Annotated in this window: 18 protein-coding genes; all 18 read right to left on the reverse strand. The window is 29.4% G+C overall.

Features of this window, described 5'->3' with window-relative positions:
- Window positions 1–15 precede the first annotated feature (15 nt).
- The 18 genes from NYQ10_RS01490 to NYQ10_RS01575 all read right to left on the reverse strand — a co-directional run bounded on the left by NYQ10_RS01490 (window position 16) and on the right by NYQ10_RS01575 (window position 16,985).
- Entirely contained in the window at window positions 16–1,047 is a 1,032-nt protein-coding gene (locus tag NYQ10_RS01490; RefSeq protein WP_289878611.1) for a glycosyltransferase family 2 protein, read from the reverse strand.
- Complete coding sequence (locus tag NYQ10_RS01495) at window positions 1,032–1,913, reverse strand: alpha-1,2-fucosyltransferase (RefSeq protein WP_289878612.1); 882 nt, start codon at window positions 1,911–1,913, stop codon at window positions 1,032–1,034. The genes NYQ10_RS01490 and NYQ10_RS01495 overlap by 16 nt, the downstream gene beginning before the upstream one ends.
- Window positions 1,904–2,656: a methyltransferase domain-containing protein gene (locus NYQ10_RS01500; RefSeq protein WP_289878613.1), complete on the reverse strand. Its 753-nt coding sequence runs from the start codon at window positions 2,654–2,656 to the stop codon at window positions 1,904–1,906. The genes NYQ10_RS01495 and NYQ10_RS01500 overlap by 10 nt, the downstream gene beginning before the upstream one ends.
- 33 nt (window positions 2,657–2,689) lie before the next feature.
- Window positions 2,690–3,406 (reverse strand): FkbM family methyltransferase, encoded by a 717-nt coding sequence (locus NYQ10_RS01505; RefSeq protein ID WP_289878614.1) that lies wholly within the window; start codon window positions 3,404–3,406, stop codon window positions 2,690–2,692.
- Window positions 3,407–3,408: 2 nt separating this feature from the next.
- The gene (locus NYQ10_RS01510; RefSeq protein ID WP_289878615.1) at window positions 3,409–4,173 is read right to left on the reverse strand and encodes an FkbM family methyltransferase; all 765 of its coding nucleotides are present in this window, start codon (window positions 4,171–4,173) and stop codon (window positions 3,409–3,411) included.
- Window positions 4,166–5,440, reverse strand: coding sequence for an ABC transporter ATP-binding protein (locus NYQ10_RS01515; RefSeq protein ID WP_289878616.1), 1,275 nt, complete (start codon window positions 5,438–5,440; stop codon window positions 4,166–4,168). The genes NYQ10_RS01510 and NYQ10_RS01515 overlap by 8 nt, the downstream gene beginning before the upstream one ends.
- Window positions 5,441–5,501: 61 nt before the next feature.
- A complete protein-coding gene (locus NYQ10_RS01520; protein WP_289878617.1) occupies window positions 5,502–6,521 on the reverse strand; it encodes a glycosyltransferase family 4 protein in 1,020 nt (339 codons plus the stop codon).
- A 113-nt stretch (window positions 6,522–6,634) separates the two neighbouring features.
- Complete coding sequence (locus NYQ10_RS01525) at window positions 6,635–7,573, reverse strand: FkbM family methyltransferase (RefSeq protein ID WP_289878618.1); 939 nt, start codon at window positions 7,571–7,573, stop codon at window positions 6,635–6,637.
- A 56-nt stretch (window positions 7,574–7,629) separates the two neighbouring features.
- The gene (locus tag NYQ10_RS01530; RefSeq protein WP_289878619.1) at window positions 7,630–8,499 is read right to left on the reverse strand and encodes an ABC transporter permease; all 870 of its coding nucleotides are present in this window, start codon (window positions 8,497–8,499) and stop codon (window positions 7,630–7,632) included.
- A 141-nt stretch (window positions 8,500–8,640) separates the two neighbouring features.
- A complete protein-coding gene (locus tag NYQ10_RS01535; RefSeq protein ID WP_289878620.1) occupies window positions 8,641–10,608 on the reverse strand; it encodes a polysaccharide biosynthesis protein in 1,968 nt (655 codons plus the stop codon).
- 86 nt (window positions 10,609–10,694) lie between these two features.
- On the reverse strand, window positions 10,695–11,579 hold the full coding sequence (gene rfbA / locus NYQ10_RS01540; RefSeq protein ID WP_289878621.1) for a glucose-1-phosphate thymidylyltransferase RfbA: 885 nt from the start codon (window positions 11,577–11,579) through the stop codon (window positions 10,695–10,697).
- A 50-nt stretch (window positions 11,580–11,629) separates the two neighbouring features.
- Complete coding sequence (gene rfbD / locus NYQ10_RS01545; protein WP_289878622.1) at window positions 11,630–12,475, reverse strand: dTDP-4-dehydrorhamnose reductase; 846 nt, start codon at window positions 12,473–12,475, stop codon at window positions 11,630–11,632.
- A complete protein-coding gene (gene rfbC / locus NYQ10_RS01550) occupies window positions 12,475–13,023 on the reverse strand; it encodes a dTDP-4-dehydrorhamnose 3,5-epimerase (RefSeq protein ID WP_289878623.1) in 549 nt (182 codons plus the stop codon). Before rfbC ends, rfbD begins: the two co-directional genes overlap by 1 nt.
- A gap of 16 nt (window positions 13,024–13,039) precedes the next feature.
- Window positions 13,040–14,173, reverse strand: a complete 1,134-nt coding sequence (locus tag NYQ10_RS01555; protein WP_289878624.1) for a DegT/DnrJ/EryC1/StrS family aminotransferase — start codon at window positions 14,171–14,173, stop codon at window positions 13,040–13,042.
- Window positions 14,166–14,603: a WxcM-like domain-containing protein gene (locus NYQ10_RS01560; protein ID WP_289878625.1), complete on the reverse strand. Its 438-nt coding sequence runs from the start codon at window positions 14,601–14,603 to the stop codon at window positions 14,166–14,168. Before NYQ10_RS01560 ends, NYQ10_RS01555 begins: the two co-directional genes overlap by 8 nt.
- 39 nt (window positions 14,604–14,642) lie before the next feature.
- Window positions 14,643–15,803 carry a DegT/DnrJ/EryC1/StrS family aminotransferase gene (locus NYQ10_RS01565; RefSeq protein ID WP_289878626.1) on the reverse strand — a complete coding sequence of 387 codons (1,161 nt, stop codon included), beginning with the start codon at window positions 15,801–15,803 and terminating at the stop codon, window positions 14,643–14,645.
- On the reverse strand, window positions 15,800–16,390 hold the full coding sequence (locus NYQ10_RS01570) for a sugar transferase (protein ID WP_289878627.1): 591 nt from the start codon (window positions 16,388–16,390) through the stop codon (window positions 15,800–15,802). The genes NYQ10_RS01565 and NYQ10_RS01570 overlap by 4 nt, the downstream gene beginning before the upstream one ends.
- Window positions 16,374–16,985, reverse strand: coding sequence for a GNAT family N-acetyltransferase (locus NYQ10_RS01575; protein WP_289878628.1), 612 nt, complete (start codon window positions 16,983–16,985; stop codon window positions 16,374–16,376). Before NYQ10_RS01575 ends, NYQ10_RS01570 begins: the two co-directional genes overlap by 17 nt.
- Window positions 16,986–16,990: the final 5 nt, after the last annotated feature.

Genomic DNA, 16,990 nt, shown 5'->3' on the forward strand with positions numbered 1-16,990 from the left:
TCTCTTATTCTTTTTTTAATGAACTTTATGGCAAACGAATGATTTAATCAATAGTTTTATTTCATTGATAAAAGTCAATCTAAAACTCCTTTTATATTTTAGATATTGGAAAAAAATAGCAGGTGAATATTTTTGTCTAGCAATAAAGTATTTTTTCAATATCCCAATTTCTAATTCTGTTAAATATTTTTTTAACTCATCATTATTAAAAAATAGTTTAGAATTTCCTGCAACTAATTTTTCTTTTAGAGTAAATATCTTTTGAACTTCATCGTAGCCAAAATCTGTATCACATGAGACAAACTTTTTCAATAACAAAGTTTCTTCCTTATGAAAAGAAAAATTTAAATAATCTATCATTTTTATACGACATTCTAATGCAGACTCATTTTGTTGTTTTTGTCTCTTTTTCGAAATTTGCATTTCATGGACTCTATATTGCAACAAAAAATCTTGTAAATTATATAGTTTTCCAAATGCTAAAAGTCTTACCCACAAATCATAATCTTCTGCTGACTCTTTAATTGGATCATAAAGCACTGAAGACTCAATTAATTTTTGTCTTCTCATCATTACCGAAGGATGTGCTATACAATTATCTCTAAGCAGTCTAATCTTTATGCTCTCATTACATTCAGGAAGAATTATATTTTCATTTTTGCCAATTACTTTATAATTGGTACCACATAAAATAATTTCGGGATTAGCATCTAAAAAAGCAACTTGTTTTTCAAAACGTTCAGGAAATGATATATCATCACCATCCATTCTGGCAATATATTCACCTCTTGCGATAGATAATCCATAATTTAGACTATTTGTAATTCCTGAATTTTTATCCTTTTCAATTAATCTTAATCTAGAATCATTATAGTTTTTTATAATTGAGACCGTAGAATCTGACGATGCATCATCAATGATTAATAATTCAAAATCTGAAAAAGTCTGGTTTAAAATACTTTCAAGAGCTTCTTTTATATATAATTCACAATTATATACTGGCATCAAAACTGTTATCTTGGGCTTTCTATCTAAAGTCGAATCCATTCTTCTGGAATTAAATCAGTAGTTTTTTTCTGCTCATCATTAAACCATTTTTTAGGAGAAATAATAATTTTGTTTGAATTGTTATTAAGCCAAGCCGCCCACCAACTAAAAGAACTGTTAGCAATAATATTGTGATTGCAAGAACTCATTAAAAACATATCTTTCCAACTGTCTGATTTTATGTTATGATCAACAAATATTTTAGGATATTTTACCTCTTTGAAATGCATTTTTACCCATTCTAGATCATCAGAAAAAAAGAATAATGTAATATTATCGATTTTATGAGAAATCTTCGAAATTGCTTCGCTGTAATAACTTATACTGCAATTACCATGAAAACTTTGAGTTACTAAGTCATTTACATAATCTCCTCTTCGAACATGAATTGAAACTGAATTTGTATTCCTAATTTTTACTAGTATTTCTCTATTTAAGGTATCCAATTTTTCTTCAGGAAAAGAAAAAGCTTTTTTGATGTATGATTCATAACCAGAAAAATATTTATAGCTTTGGAAGTATCCACTTAGATATATTGACGAAGTAAGAGATAATATTTTTTTATCGAAACCAAATTCTTTTTCTTGATAAACTTTCTTATTACGTAGTCCTAATTTATTTTTTATTTTTTCAATAAATAACAGCCGATAAAAGGAAAGAATATTTGATTTAGTAGCAAAAGAATAGTTATTATTAAAAATTAAAAGTTCAAAATCTCTTGGTGTAAAACCTTCTTTTTTCTCCTTTTGATCAAAAAAAGTGTCATCGATCAATACTGCTGTATTATTCTTTTTTGCTAGAATAGAAGCAACAGCATACTGAAACATTTGGTTACCAAGACCACCTTCTAACTTTACTATAAGCATTTTTTTCTCGCTTTGACATGTAGACCAAAACATAAAAGTTCTGAAGAATTAGTATCATTGTCTGACAACTTTTGCAATATTTTTTTTAACTGCTCTATATTATCAAGCTCTTTTTTTTCTAATTGTATATTACTGTATTGTTTAGCAACACTCGATAATCTTCCAACTTCTTGAGCGATATATTCAAAATAGTTTCCATTAGCAGTTATTACAATATCCGTAAAGCCATTTTTAGCCAATTCTTCTTCATAAAAAAACTTATTAAAACCGGTATAAAAATGATAGGGTGCAAAATGTGTTAAACTACAAAAAGGAGCTGTTATAATTAAATAGCCATCATCTTTTAATAATCTTGAAAATTCTTTTATAGCCTCTCTTGGATTGATTATATGTTCGAAAACTTCAGTACACATAATAGCATCAAAGGAATTATCGTTTTCTGGAATTGATGCGATATCCGAAATAATATCCAAATTACCATAATCCCATTTTCCCATTTGTAATCCAGAATCTAGCTGTTCGGGTTTGTATTGCGCAAAATCTTGTGAAACATAGTTCAAATGACTGCAGAATTTTTTAAACTGCTGCTCTCCTGCCCCAGCGTCTAATATTCGTTTGCCCTCAGGAATTTCTTTTAGCGTTTTTTCTAGCCAAGAGATGCGAGTGGCTTCATTCAAAGTTCCTACTTTCGTTTTGTGCTTAGATCTTGAAAAAATATTTTTTATGCTCTTTTTTATATTCATTTTGCTATACCCTTGCTTAATATTGCTCCAATTTTATTTTTGCCATTGATCTTTTTTTACAAATATCGTATTGATGTAAGTATCCGCGTACGCAAGGTATCCTTTACTTGTAATGTAATTAATTAATTCTACATTTTTAATACCATTTCCTGTTGTTGAAAATGAAATAGTTTCTAAACAAATAACTAATGGAAAATTCTTTTCAAAATCAATTTCTTTAATGATTACCTCGTCAACTCCTTCTGCATCTATACTCAAAAATTGGGGAAATATACCTTTACAAAATTCATTTAGAACATTTGATAATGTTTTTACTTTAATCTTTTCAATTCTTTCTATTTTATAATCGCCTTCTTTCTGATAATTATGCGCTTCTTCTTTTGAAAAGGTATTTAGAGTTGGCGAAGAAATTATAAAAAAATCGAGAACATCTTCCTTGTTAGAAATTCCAATATTTAAGTTCTGATCTTTTTTTCTTTCTCTAATAAAAGCTTTAAAAAGTGTAGGATCTGGTTCAATATTTATTCCGACCGATCCATTTTGATAAAATAAAGCTGTGTTACTGATATAAAACGGATGATGAGCGCCAACATCAAGATAACTTGGCTTTGTAATTCCTAAATTATCAAAAATATATTTTACAATTAAATCTTCTCCAGATTGAGAATAAGAGATTTTTTGAAAATTATTTACACTTTCTTCTGTTTGTGCAAGGAGATTTCTTTTTATTTTTTTTAAAAAAGTTTTCATTTCTAATCTCGATTTGATTTCTTAAAATAGAATTGAATCTTTCCCCAAAAAAGAGAAAAAGTATAATAATATTTTTTATTTAAATAAAATTGATCCCCAAATTGTCCTGAAAATTCAGATTTTATCAAATAAAAATTGTTTTCTATCATAAATAATTCAATCTCATTTCTCAATGGCTGATTTTTATAAAGTTCAATGTCTGAAACCTCTAGCCATATAGATTTAATAGAACTAATTTTTTCTCTAGCTCCCATAAGTACTTTTAATTCTGCACCTTGAACATCCATATGAACAAAATCAACATTTTTTATGTTTTCCTTTTCTAAAAATGAGTTTAACGTTACCGTTTCAACATTGATTACATTGCTAAATTTCAGCCATTTAGGCAAGTGCTCGATTTGTGGTTCTAATAACGAACTTGACTTGTTACCAAAATCCCAATCAAAATTCTTTTGTAACTCTTCAGGCTGTCCAGAAGAAATGTAAAAATCAGTAAAACCATCTTTATTTGATAATGCCAAAGGAACTAATTTTACATTATCTAGATTATACTTTTTAATATTTTGAAAAATTAATTCCTGATTTTTAGGTAACGGTTCAAATAAAAAAATAGAAGCCTCTGAAAACATTTTTTTATATCTAATAGATTCTTCACCCTCACAAGCTCCAACATCAAATATGATGATTGGTTCATTTTTTTTAAATAGCTTTAAAAGTACATTTTTAACAGGCGATTCCTCTTCTATATATTCCTTTCTATCAAACATTTTCCTGTTTTTTAACATTGATTTTCATTTGATTACCGATGATTCCACTTTTATTATTGATAATTGTTTCATCTTGTTTTTCTACAACATCAGAAAAAACAATAAACATCTCGTTATCAATATATTCAAGTGATTCATTACCTCTAGAAATTCCCACAAGTACTTTAAATTGACCTGTGTTAAATTTAATCGTTTCCTCAGTAAAAGTTGCTGTATAATTGCCCACTTCTAACTGCTGCGGTAAAGACCATGAAGTTGATATCGGAGTTTCATGAATATCCATCATTCCTAAACCAATCACGACATTATCGATATTTTCATTGACAGTAAAACTAACTTCGATTTTCCATGGCTTACCTAAGGGAATTTCATTCATTAAATTGTTATCCAAATCTTTTACTATCAAACTATTTGCAAATACTGCTTTATGTTTTGAAATTGAAGTATCAAAATAATATTCTGATGTATTCTCACCAGTTTGCTCCAAATAATAATTAATTACATCTTCCGTTTTTCCTTGCATAATAAATTTTCCATTTTGCAACAAAATACATTTTGTACATAATTTTTGAATAGCTGCCATATTATGACTAACAAAAAGTACAGTTCTCCCTTCTCCCTTAGAAATATCCTGCATCTTCCCAATCGCTTTTTTCTGAAATTCAGCATCACCAACAGCCAAAACCTCGTCTACAACCAAGATTTCAGGTTCTAGAAAAGCAGCAACAGCAAAAGCTAAACGAACTGTCATTCCAGAGCTATATCTCTTTACTGGCGTATCAATATAACGTTCGCAACCAGAAAATTCCATAATTTCATCCAATTTGGAAATGATTTCTTTTTTAGTCATTCCTAAAATAGCACCATTAAGAAAAATATTCTCTCGACCAGTCATCTCCCCGTTAAAACCCGTTCCAACTTCTAATAAAGAAGCGATACGTCCGCGAGATTTAATACTTCCGGTTGTCGGAGCTGTAACTTTCGAAAGAATTTTCAAGAGTGTTGATTTCCCTGCGCCATTTTTTCCAATAATACCTAAAACTTCGCCTCTTTCAACTTCAAAATTAATATCCTGTAAAGCCCATACATAATCTGAAGTTCCTTTTGTAGAGCGATCATTTACATCTCCAATTTTCAAATATGGATTTTCTTTCCCTCTTATTAAATGCCACCAACGATTTAAATCGTGACTTAAAGTCCCAGTTCCTACTTGTCCTAAACGATATTGTTTGGAAATATTTTCAACTTTTAAAATAACATCTTTCAATTTAGAAATAGTTTAAAATAATTACGACTTTTAAAATTATATTTTACTATCACCCTGTGCTTTAATTATTAATAGATGCACAAGCTTTTTCATAAACATTTATACATTGTCTGGCTGCACTTTCCCAAGTAAATTTTTTTGCTTGCTCTATACCTTTTCTCGAAAATTCGTTCCGAAGGTTTTTATCATTAATTAAATTAGAAATTTTGATAGCTAAATCTTCTGAATTGTTTAATTCAAAATAGACGCCTGCACTTCCTGCAACCTCCGGAAAAGAGCTATGATTCGCCAAAACAACTGGACAACCAGATGCCATTGCTTCTAAAACTGGTATTCCGAAACCTTCATAGATAGAAGGAAAAACAAAGCACTGAGCATTTTTATAGTAAAAACCTAGTTCATTATCTTCAAATGTTTTAAAAATTATCTTATCCGTTAGACCTAATTTAGCAATGTATTCATTTTCTGACTTGCTAAAACTACCGCCTCCAGCACAAACTAAATAAAGATTTTTTTTCTCTTTTAAAAGTTTAGAAATGGAGTCAACAAAGAAATTAAAATTCTTATAAATTGCTCGAGTTCCAACAAATAAAAGGTATTTTTCAGGAAGATCAACCTTCACTTTTTTTTTCATTTTGATAGAAGCACCGTGATAAACAACATCTATCTTTGCCGGATTTATATTTGGATAAATTTTTAAAATATCTTTTTTAGTATTTTCTGAAACTGCAATTATTCTATTGGCTTTTTCTATCAACAGAAGTTTGTTCTGAACAAGGATTTCAGAATTAGAAAAATACTCAGGAAAAAGTTCATGAATCATATCATAAACCGTTAAAACGAAAGGTTTTGTCCCTATATAATTAAGAAAATTTATATCATAGTAAGTTGGTATAAATAAATCATAATCTTGTTTGGATAATATTTTTTTAAACCTACTTTTTCCAATATTGTAAATTTTTAGCCTTTTATCTAATCTGATTTTTTTTAAGATTTCAATTAAAAACTTAAAAAGTTTCTGCTGAAATGAAATTAGATGACTATTATTAAAATAAACATTTGTCGAATTATTTAAAGGCACAACAATTTGATGATTGCTGTCATTAGAAATTAATTCAAATACTTCTGTATAATACCTGGAGATACCTCCGTATCTTTGCATATTATAAACCTGCGGATCAAGTACTATTCTCATTATCGTTTGCTTTTATTTAAGAAACGAAATACAGAATCATTAACATAATTCAAATCTTCACTTGTAAAAGCTAAAACGTCTAAATAATAAATCGTAGCATTAGAATTGAAAACTTGTGATCTTTTGATGTATTCATTTATTTCAAAAATGTCTTCTATAGACTTTGTAATTTTTAGAGGAGTTCCAAAATTATCAAATACACCAAAATAATTATATCCAACTACAGCTAAATTTTCGATAGCTAATTTATACCTCTCACTTATTTTGTCTCGATTTTTATCATGAAAACCTATGTTATTCATGTAAGTTTGCATTTCAAAAAAAATAAATCTCGGTTTAAGATCTGAAGTTTTTGAATAATCTAAAAATGAATTTATGACATCCCAATCAAATCCATCAGTGTCAATTTTAAGTAAATCAAATTTCGCTCTTTTTTCAAGAGGAATCAATTTTATTACTTCAGCAAATGAAATAGTATTTATTTTAGATTCGTCATTTAAGTTTTCAAAGATAGCACCAGTAGATTGTGTGCTACTTTTTTCTAATGAAAAACTACCTTTATTAGTAGTTAAAAACTTTTGTATTCCTAAAAATCTATGATTTAATTTATTAGTATTTATATTGTATTTACATTCTGTAAAAAATAAATCGTCTGGTTCAATACCAACTATAAATGATTGCTTATTCTGATCAAAAATCGAGATAATTGTGTCTCCAATATTTGCTCCCACATCTATTATTAGGCCATCAAGATTACTACATAAGACAGGCAAAAATCGATCATATAGTGGAAACTTCTTTTGGTAAACAGAAAGGGCATGATTATTCTTCAATCGAATATTTAAATTTTCAAAAAAATACTCGGTGTATTCATCTGAACTAGACAGATTAACTTTAGAGAGCCTTCTATTTATTTTATTTATAATTTTTTTTATCATTAAAATTTCATTTGTATAATATCAAAATGAATTATTAATAATCGTATAGATTAATTTTATACCGTATCAATAAAGCTTTTTTCTGTTTTATTAAAGACAAGAAGACCCACAAAAAATGTGATAAATGTAATTAAAAATGTATACACCAATCCTTCAATTGATATTTCTCCCACGTTTAAAAGCATATATCTAGAACTTTCGATAATATACGCAAGTGGATTATATTCAACAATCCAGCCTAGTTGAGGCAGTTTTTCTTTAATTAATTTCATCGGATACATTACTGCAGAAACATACATAAGTAACTGTATACCGAAACCAATTAAATTATTCAAATCACGATATTTTGTTACCATTGAAGAAATTATCATACCTAAACCAAGCCCTAGAATTCCCATAAATGCTATCAATATAGGAAAGAAGATTAATGTTCCATTCAAAGTTAATTGTGCTCCTTGAAAATAATAGAAAATATAAAAGATGACAAATATTAAAAATTGAATTCCAAATTTGACCAGGTTCGAAATCACTATAGACAAAGGCGTTATAATTCTTGGAAAATAAACCTTACCAAAAATTCCTGCATTAGCTTTAAAAGTGTCTGAAGTTCCACTAAGACATGATGTAAAGTAGTTCCATACCATTATACTTCCGAGATTAAACAAAAATGGCGGAATTGCCTCTGTTTTGATTCCTGCTACATTATTAAAGATGATAGTAAAAGTTATAGAAGTAAATAAAGGCTGTATTAAATACCATAGAGGCCCTAACACAGTTTGTTTGTAAACAGTTATAATATCCCTTTTAACAAAAAGCACTAGTAAATCTCTATATTGCCAAATTTCTTTAAAATTTAGAGTTAAGAACTTATTTTTGGGTGTTATTTCAAACAGCCATTCATTTGTCTTATCAGCTTGATTATTCATTGGGTGGGAGAAAATATTACTTTAAAAAAGAATCAAAAATTAACAGGATTTTTAACATTTTAGAATTTGTTTAAAAATGCCAAAAGGTGTTTTTATAAAAAACACCTTTTCATTACATTCTAAATATATTAGTAAATGAGATTATTTGTCTAAAACCTCAAACGTGGAATTCATACTCTTAAACTCTGGAACTATTTTTTTCATTTTAGCTACTATATCATCATTTTCATAAAAATCTGCAATTCCGATAAGTTCGTCTACATCAATATGTAAATTTTCGTATTCATCTTGAATTTCCTGCGCAATCATAATCTTGTTATGATACGTCGGAAGTGTTTTAGAAGTATCATTTAATAATTCTTCATAAAGCTTCTCTCCAGGTCTTAAGCCAACAATCTTGATTTTTATTTCTTTATCAGGAATAAAACCTGCCAGTTTAATCATTTTCTTAGCTAAATCAATAATTCGAACTGGTTTACCCATATCAAAAATATAGATTTCGCCACCATTACCCATCGCTCCGGCTTCTAATACTAGTTGACAAGCTTCTGGAATTGTCATAAAATAACGAATAATATCCTGATGTGTAATGGTTACTGGGCCACCTTCCGCAATTTGTTTGGTAAATAGCGGTACAACTGAACCGTTAGATCCTAAAACATTTCCAAAACGGGTTGTGATAAATTTGGTGCCGCCTTCTACATTTTCTTTTTGATTTTTCAAGAATAATGACTGAACATATTTTTCAGCGATTCTTTTACTGGCACCCATCACATTACTAGGATTCACTGCTTTATCTGTAGAAACCATTACGAATTTCTTCACATTATACTTGCAGGCTAAATCAGCTAGATTTTTAGTTCCTTTTATGTTGGTTTGAATTGCCTGAGAAGGATTCTCTTCCATAAGAGGTACATGTTTGTAAGCAGCCGCGTGGAAAACAACGTGTGGCGTGTAACTTTTAAAGACTTTTTCTAATGCTTTTTTGCTTCTAACATCAGCAATAACAGCTACAATTTTGGTATTTACGTTCATGCCTTGTGTCTCTAAGCATAAATTATGCAAAGGGGTTTCAGCATGATCCACAACAATAACTTTTTTAGGACTAAAGTTCAAAACCTGTCTCACAATTTCGCTACCAATTGAACCCGCAGCTCCAGTAATTAAAATTGTTTTGTCCTTTAATTGTTTAGAAATTGATTTACTATCTAAAACTATAGGTTTTCTCTCTAGTAAATCTTCAATTTGGATATTTTTTACTTTTTGAGAAATTTCTTTTTGGTTTTCCCAATCCGAAATCAATGGTACTGTGTAAACTCTATAGTTAAATTCAAGACATTGATCAACGATTATTAATTGCTCGTCTTTAGTTAAACTTTTATCTGCTATGATAACTCCTTCTGCCGCAACAGATCGCATAAGAGCAGGAAGTTTTTTTCTTAAGATTAAAATTGGAAGATCCAGCATACGCTTAGATGCATTCTGATTGTTTTTATCTACAAAACCTACAATTTTAAATCGAGAAGGAGTTTCAAATTTTAATGCATTTGCAACCGAGATTGCATTTGCATCAGTACCATAAATTACAGTTCTAACCAATTTTGTTGTAGCCTTTTCTGAAAAATACATTTCAAAAGTTTGCTTTACAATAACACGGTACAAAAACAACCCACAAAAAGAGAGAACTAAATTGATGAAAAGCGCTGTATTTAAAAAGGCTTTATGACCTGAATATAATTCAAAAACTAAATTGATAAACAAGAAAAAAACCAAAACTGACATTTGTGAAAACAACAGTTTTATGGCATCAATATAAGAAGAATGCCTAATAATTCCCGAATAGGTTCTAAAAAGCCAAAAGAAAAATATGTTGACTAAAATTAAACTTCCAACAAAATAAAAGTCATGGGAAGTTATGATATAACCAATGGCTGTTCCTTCAAAAAGTAAATATGTAAAAGAGAACGAGAAAAACAAAACCATTACATCAATAGCAATGATAATCCACCTAGGCAGATAACTCAAATTATTGATATTTGCCCTAAGATTTCGTGGCGAAAAATTTTTATATAACAAAGATGTTATATTATTTGGTTTGTCTGTATTCAATTTGAGTTATATTTTAAGTCTATAAAATTTGAACTTTATACAAAAATACAAATTAAAGGTTTTAAACAATTACTTAAAGGTGTAAATTAAATTTTAACACCTTTTTTCTTTTGTTTTAGAAATTCTATCAAGTATGTGCCATAGCCAGATTTAAGTAAAGGTTGAGCAAGTTCTTCAAGACGATCATCATTAATAAATCCTTGTCTCCAAGCTATTTCTTCAATACAGCCAACTTTTAATCCTTGTCTTTCTTCTAAAACCTGAACAAATTGTCCAGCTTGCATTAAACTATTAAAAGTTCCTGTGTCTAACCAAGCAGTTCCTCTACTTAATATACCAACTTTTAATCGCCCTTTTTCAAGATAAACTTTATTAACATCCGTGATTTCATATTCGCCACGAGCACTTGGCTTAATATTTTTAGCGATTTCAACTACTGAATTATCATAGAAGTATAACCCTGGCACAGCATAATTTGATTTTGGTTCAAGTGGCTTTTCTTCTATTGAAATTGCATTTTTCTCTCCATCAAATTCAACTACACCGTATCTTTCAGGGTCAGAAACGTGGTAAGCAAAGACAACACCTCCTTCTGGATCAGCATTATCTTTTAAAAGTTTTGGCATATTTGTACCGAAGAAAATATTATCTCCAAGTACTAAAGCCACTTTGTCTTTTCCTATAAACTCTTCACCAATTACAAAAGCTTGTGCCAATCCGTTTGGATTTGGTTGTTCAGCGTAACTAAACTTACAACCAATTGATTCCCCATCACCTAGAAGTTTCTTAAAATGTGGCAAATCATGAGGTGTTGAAATGATTAAAATTTCATTTATTCCTGCCATCATTAAAGTCGACAAAGGATAATAAATCATTGGTTTATCATAAACTGGCATTAATTGTTTACTTACCGCCAATGTTAACGGATGCAATCTTGTACCAGAACCTCCTGCTAATATAATTCCTTTCATAAAACTTAATTTTTAATTCAAAATTGAATACTGAATATGAAACTCTTTTTTTAAACAAATATTTTCTTTAAACTCTCTTTGTAACTTGGTATATCTAAATGATAGACTGATCTTATTTTTGTTTTATCTAACAATGAAAAACTTGGACGTTTTGCTGGATTAGGATAAGATGAAGATGGAATTCCAATTACTTTACACTTATAATTTCCTAATTCTTTAATATTTAGTGCAAATTCATACCAACTAATTTCGCCTTCGTTAGAATAATTATAAATTCCTGGAATCCATTTTGAAAATTTAACTATATCAATCATTGATTGTGCTAAATCAGCTGCATATGTTGGTGAGCCAATTTGATCATTGACAACCTTTATTTCATCTTTTTCTTGCATCAATCTTTGCATTGTTTTGACAAAATTATTTCCAAATTTACTATAAACCCATGAAGTCCTTATAATGATTGATTCAGGATTTTCTTTCAAACAAGCAATTTCGCCAGCCAATTTACTTTCTCCATAAATATTTATAGGATTTGTTTTTGCTTCTTCATTTAAAGCAATTGAAGAAGAACCATCAAAAACATAATCTGTCGAAATATGAATTAATCTGGCTTTATTTTCTGCTGTAAATTTTGCAATTAATGCTACAGCATCTTGGTTTATTGCAAATGCTAATTCTTTTTCCGATTCAGCTTTGTCAACTGCAGTATAAGCCCCACAATTAAATACAATATCTGGATTAATTTCTTCTATTTGAGTTTGAAGTAATTCTAAATTATCTAAAGTTACTTCCTTACGATCAGCTAATATCCATTCGTATTGAGGATAATTAGAAGCTAAAACTGAAAGTTCAGTTCCTAGCTGTCCTGTTGCTCCGGTAACTAAAATCTTTTTCATTAGAACAAACTATTACAATTTTCGATAAAGGGAAGTATTCGATCTTTTTCTGAAACAATAGCATCTTTTAGATCCATTCCCCACTCAATGTTTAAAGACGGATCATTGTATTTAATACCTCCTTCAGAAGCCTTGTTATAAAACTGATCACATTTATACATTACAGAGGCCGTTTCGCTTATCACGGAAAAACCATGAGCAAAACCTTGAGGAATAAATAATTGTTTTTTATTCTCAGCAGATAAGAGTATGCTAAATGCTTTTCCATAAGTTTCAGAATTTCTTCTCAAATCTACAGCTACATCAATAATCTCTCCTTGCAATACACTCAATAATTTAGTCTGTGCAAAAGGTGGATTTTGATAATGTAGTCCTCTTAAAGTATTTTGTTTTGAAAAAGACTGATTATCCTGAACATATTCAATATCAAGTCCAAAATCAGAAAATTTTGCTTTATTATATGATTCAAAAAAATAGCCTCTTTCGTCTTTGATAATAGAGGGTTCGACTATTAATAAATCTTTAATATATGTTTCTTTAATTTTCATATACACTAAAATCTTTTTATTTTTTAAAGAAATTAAAAATGACTTTTTTTATTCTTTTCTTTTCTTCCCTTGTTAAATTCGATCCAGATGGTAAGCATAACCCCATTTTAAATAAATTCTCTGCAACTTCCCCTCCATAATAAGGGTATTTTTCAAAAATTGGCTGTAAATGCATTGGTTTCCATAGTGGTCTACTTTCAATGTTTTCTTTATCAAGCTCAATTCTTAAATCTTCAGTTCTTTTTCTGCTTTGTGGCAATATTAGAATTGCATTTAACCAATAAATAGATTGATAGTCCTCATTAAAAACTTGTAAAAGTTCTACATCTTCTATCTGATCAAAAATTTCATTATAAAATTTGTGATTTTCTTTTCTTCTAAGAATATTTTCATTTAGTACTTTTATTTGCCCTAATCCTACTCCAGCACAAATATTACTCATTCTGTAATTATATCCAATTTCGCTGTGTTGATAATGTGCCGCTGGATCTTTAGCTTGAGTTGAGTAAAAAATTGCTTTCTTTTTTTGGGAAAGATTTCTAGTAACCAAAGCTCCTCCGCTTGAAGTAGTAATAATTTTATTTCCATTAAATGAAAATATACTTAAATCACCAAAAGTACCACATTTTCTGCCTTTATAGCTACTTCCTAAGGCTTCAGCGCTATCTTCTATTACAGGAATGGAGTATTTATCTGCAATTGCATGAATTTCATCAACCTTATATGGATTACCATATAAATGAACAGCAATAATTGCTTTTGGTTTCTTCCCTTTTCTAATTCTATCTTTAATTGCTAATTCCAATTGTTGGGGGCAAATATTCCAAGTATCCGACTCGCTATCAACAAATACAGGAGTTGCTTTTTGATATAAGATAGGATTAGCAGAGGCTGAGAATGTCATACTTTGGCAAATAACCTCATCATCTTTATCAACACCTAATAAAATTAAGGCAAGATGTATTGCAGAGGTCCCTGAGTTTAAAGCCGACACAAAAGATTTTTCTCCTAAGTAATTTTCCAATACATTTTCAAACTCGTCAACATTAGAACCTCCAGTAGTAATCCATTGCGTAGTTAAAGCCTTTGCAATGTATTCTTTTTCGAATCCACTTTCTTGACATAGCGATAAATATATTCTTTCATTCATTAATAAGCCAATAATTAGAGGGATAACGAACACTATCCTCTTCTACATTAGTCAAAGGTAATGTTGTAAATGATATTAATTTTGAATTTGATTCCAAAAATTCAATAGCATTAGCATAACCTTCTGGAATATGAAGTATATTACTTTCATCTGGAGTAAGTAATATGTTGTCTATCTGTAAATCTTTCGAAGGAGATTCCCAGTTATCAATCTTAACAAAATGTACCCTTACTTTTCCATGAACGCAATAAAAAAATTTATTATCGATTTTGTGCCCTTGCCAACCTCTTAATGGGTATTCGTCTGAATTGCAAATAATATAAAATCGCTCAATAATATCAAACTTAAAATCATTAACAAACGAAATCTGCCCTCGTTCATCTCTATGAATCCCCCCTTTTATTAAATGAGGAAGTTTAATCTGTTTCAAGATATAGTTTCTTTATTATAAATTTTATTTAAATAAGGACTAAGTTAATATATTTTTAACAGTATCCACAATGTATTGCAGTTCTTCATTAGTCATATAAGGATATAATGGCAAAGAAACGTTTCCTGACCAAGTTAGCTCTGCATTTGGATAATCTTCTTTAATCAAGTTGTATCTTTCTTTGTAATAACTTAATTGATGAATTGGCTTGTAGTGTACAGAAGTACCAACACCTTGTTCTGACATTTTTTCTATAAATTCATTTCTCGAAATTGAAGATTTTTCGTTCAGTACAATTGGAAATAAATGCCAAGCATGATCTTCTAATTTATCATTACATATTGGTAAATCTATCATAGATAAATCTTTCAATTTTTCATAATAAAACTCTACAGCTTTTTGTCTTTCGGATCTAAACAATTCCGCTTTCTCTAGCTGACCTAAACCAATTGCTGCAGCTAAATCAGGCATATTATACTTGTATCCTGCATCGATGACATCATATTCCCATGACGGGGTTTTCGATGTAAATCGATCCCATATATCCCTGTTGATTCCATGCAAACGCATAGTTTTTACTCTTTTATATATGTTTTCGTCATTAGTCACCAACATTCCTCCTTCACCTGTTGTTATTGTTTTATTTGCGTAAAAGCTAAAACAAGTTATATCTCCAAAATTACCAACCAATTGTCCGTCCTTTCGAGTTGGAAATGCATGAGCAGCATCTTCCATAATTTTTATTCCATGACGATTACAAATCTCAATTAATTCTTTAATTTGAGCAGCTTGACCACCATAGTGAACAACAATTAATAACTTAATATCTTTATGTTTTTCTAAAGCTTTTTCTAAAATCTCTGGTGTAATCAAATTAGTACCATATTCTGTATCTATCGGAATTATTTCAGCACCAATATATCTTACTACTTCTCCAGTTGCTGCAAATGTCATACTTGGTATAAGTACTTTATCTCCAGCTTTTATCCCTAATGCATCAATTCCTAAATGTAAAGCCGCAGTACAAGAATTTACAGCGCAAGCATATTTCGCACCAATAAAATCAGCAAATTTCTTTTCAAACTCAAGTGTTTTACCTGCTGTTGTCAACCAGCCAGAATCTAATACTTCATTTAAATATTTTCTTTCACTATCTCCAATGAAAATTTTAGAAAAGGGAATTTTTGTTATTGTACTCATTTTACGATTATTTCTTTGATTGTTGTTAAAATAATTTTAGCATCTATTAAAATAGAATGATTTTCTACATAATCAATATACATTCTAAGTTTTTTAGGCAAAATTTCTTCTTTATATGTAAGTGTAGGGTTTTGAGAATTTGCTAATATCTCCTCCTCATTCCTAAACATTATTGATGCATTATCTGTTATACCTGGACGCATTCTATGAACAATTTCCCATTGGTCAGGAAAAATTTGTGTCCATTGTTGTACTTCTGGTCTTGGACCAACTAAAGACATATCGCCAATTAAAACATTGATTAATTGTGGTAATTCATCCAATTTAGTTTTACGTAATATACGCCCTAAAGGAGTAATACGAGAAGAATCGCCAGCATCAAAACTACCGTTAGTTTTTCCAGAGGCTACACTCATTGTTCTAAACTTAAATAGCTTAAATGGCTTTCCTTCTTTACCTACTCTAATCTGAATAAAAAATACAGGTCCAGGCATTTTAATTTTGATTAATAGCCCAATTAGAGTAAAGGGTATAATCAGAATTATTAAACCAATTAAAGAAAACAAAAAATCAATTATTCGTTTCATCTAACTTTTTTATCAATTTATACATATGCCTATTTGGGTAAGCTATGAAATCGTAATATACTTCATAACCAGATTTGTTATAAAATTTTACGACATTATCATTATTATTATAATCTGTAGTTAAGGCTATTTTTGATGCTGAGTGGCATTTCGCTTTTTTTTCAAATTCATCTAATAAAATTTTGCCGTAGCCCGATCCTTTAAGATCAGGCAACATAGCTATGGATAATAATTCTGCGTATTGTTTGTCGTCTTTTTTATCCGATTTTTTATTTATATTTTTAAATAGTCTGAAGATAACTTTCGGTCTACTTAATGAAACAAATAAAAGACTTTTAAAAAAAAGAAAGCTATTTTGAAACAAAAGTGTTTTATGATATCCAAGTGATTTACTTGTTCCTGTAGCAAATCCACATAGTTTTTCTTCATTATCAAATAAACCGATTCCAATACTTGTGTTGTTATTGATAGAAGCAGCATAATAAGTTTCGAGAAATTGTCTCCCTAAAGATGTTAAGAAAAAGTCTTTAAATGATTTTTCATGAACTTCCGCAATTTTTTTCACATCTGAGATATTTAAATCTCTTATTTTCATTTCTA

Source organism: Flavobacterium johnsoniae, from assembly GCF_030388325.1.
In the GTDB taxonomy this organism is placed as follows: domain Bacteria; phylum Bacteroidota; class Bacteroidia; order Flavobacteriales; family Flavobacteriaceae; genus Flavobacterium; species Flavobacterium johnsoniae_C.

Coding starts and splice junctions, on each gene's coding strand:
- NYQ10_RS01490 (WP_289878611.1), bottom strand. CDS start 1,047: ATGGATTCGACTTTAGATAGAAAGCCCAAGATAACAGTTTTGATGCCA.
- NYQ10_RS01495 (WP_289878612.1), bottom strand. CDS start 1,913: ATGCTTATAGTAAAGTTAGAAGGTGGTCTTGGTAACCAAATGTTTCAG.
- NYQ10_RS01500 (WP_289878613.1), bottom strand. CDS start 2,656: ATGAATATAAAAAAGAGCATAAAAAATATTTTTTCAAGATCTAAGCAC.
- NYQ10_RS01505 (WP_289878614.1), bottom strand. CDS start 3,406: ATGAAAACTTTTTTAAAAAAAATAAAAAGAAATCTCCTTGCACAAACA.
- NYQ10_RS01510 (WP_289878615.1), bottom strand. CDS start 4,173: ATGTTTGATAGAAAGGAATATATAGAAGAGGAATCGCCTGTTAAAAAT.
- NYQ10_RS01525 (WP_289878618.1), bottom strand. CDS start 7,573: ATGATAAAAAAAATTATAAATAAAATAAATAGAAGGCTCTCTAAAGTT.
- NYQ10_RS01530 (WP_289878619.1), bottom strand. CDS start 8,499: ATGAATAATCAAGCTGATAAGACAAATGAATGGCTGTTTGAAATAACA.
- rfbA (WP_289878621.1), bottom strand. CDS start 11,579: ATGAAAGGAATTATATTAGCAGGAGGTTCTGGTACAAGATTGCATCCG.
- rfbD (WP_289878622.1), bottom strand. CDS start 12,475: ATGAAAAAGATTTTAGTTACCGGAGCAACAGGACAGCTAGGAACTGAA.
- rfbC (WP_289878623.1), bottom strand. CDS start 13,023: ATGAAAATTAAAGAAACATATATTAAAGATTTATTAATAGTCGAACCC.
- NYQ10_RS01555 (WP_289878624.1), bottom strand. CDS start 14,173: ATGAATGAAAGAATATATTTATCGCTATGTCAAGAAAGTGGATTCGAA.
- NYQ10_RS01565 (WP_289878626.1), bottom strand. CDS start 15,803: ATGAGTACAATAACAAAAATTCCCTTTTCTAAAATTTTCATTGGAGAT.
- NYQ10_RS01570 (WP_289878627.1), bottom strand. CDS start 16,390: ATGAAACGAATAATTGATTTTTTGTTTTCTTTAATTGGTTTAATAATT.
- NYQ10_RS01575 (WP_289878628.1), bottom strand. CDS start 16,985: ATGAAAATAAGAGATTTAAATATCTCAGATGTGAAAAAAATTGCGGAA.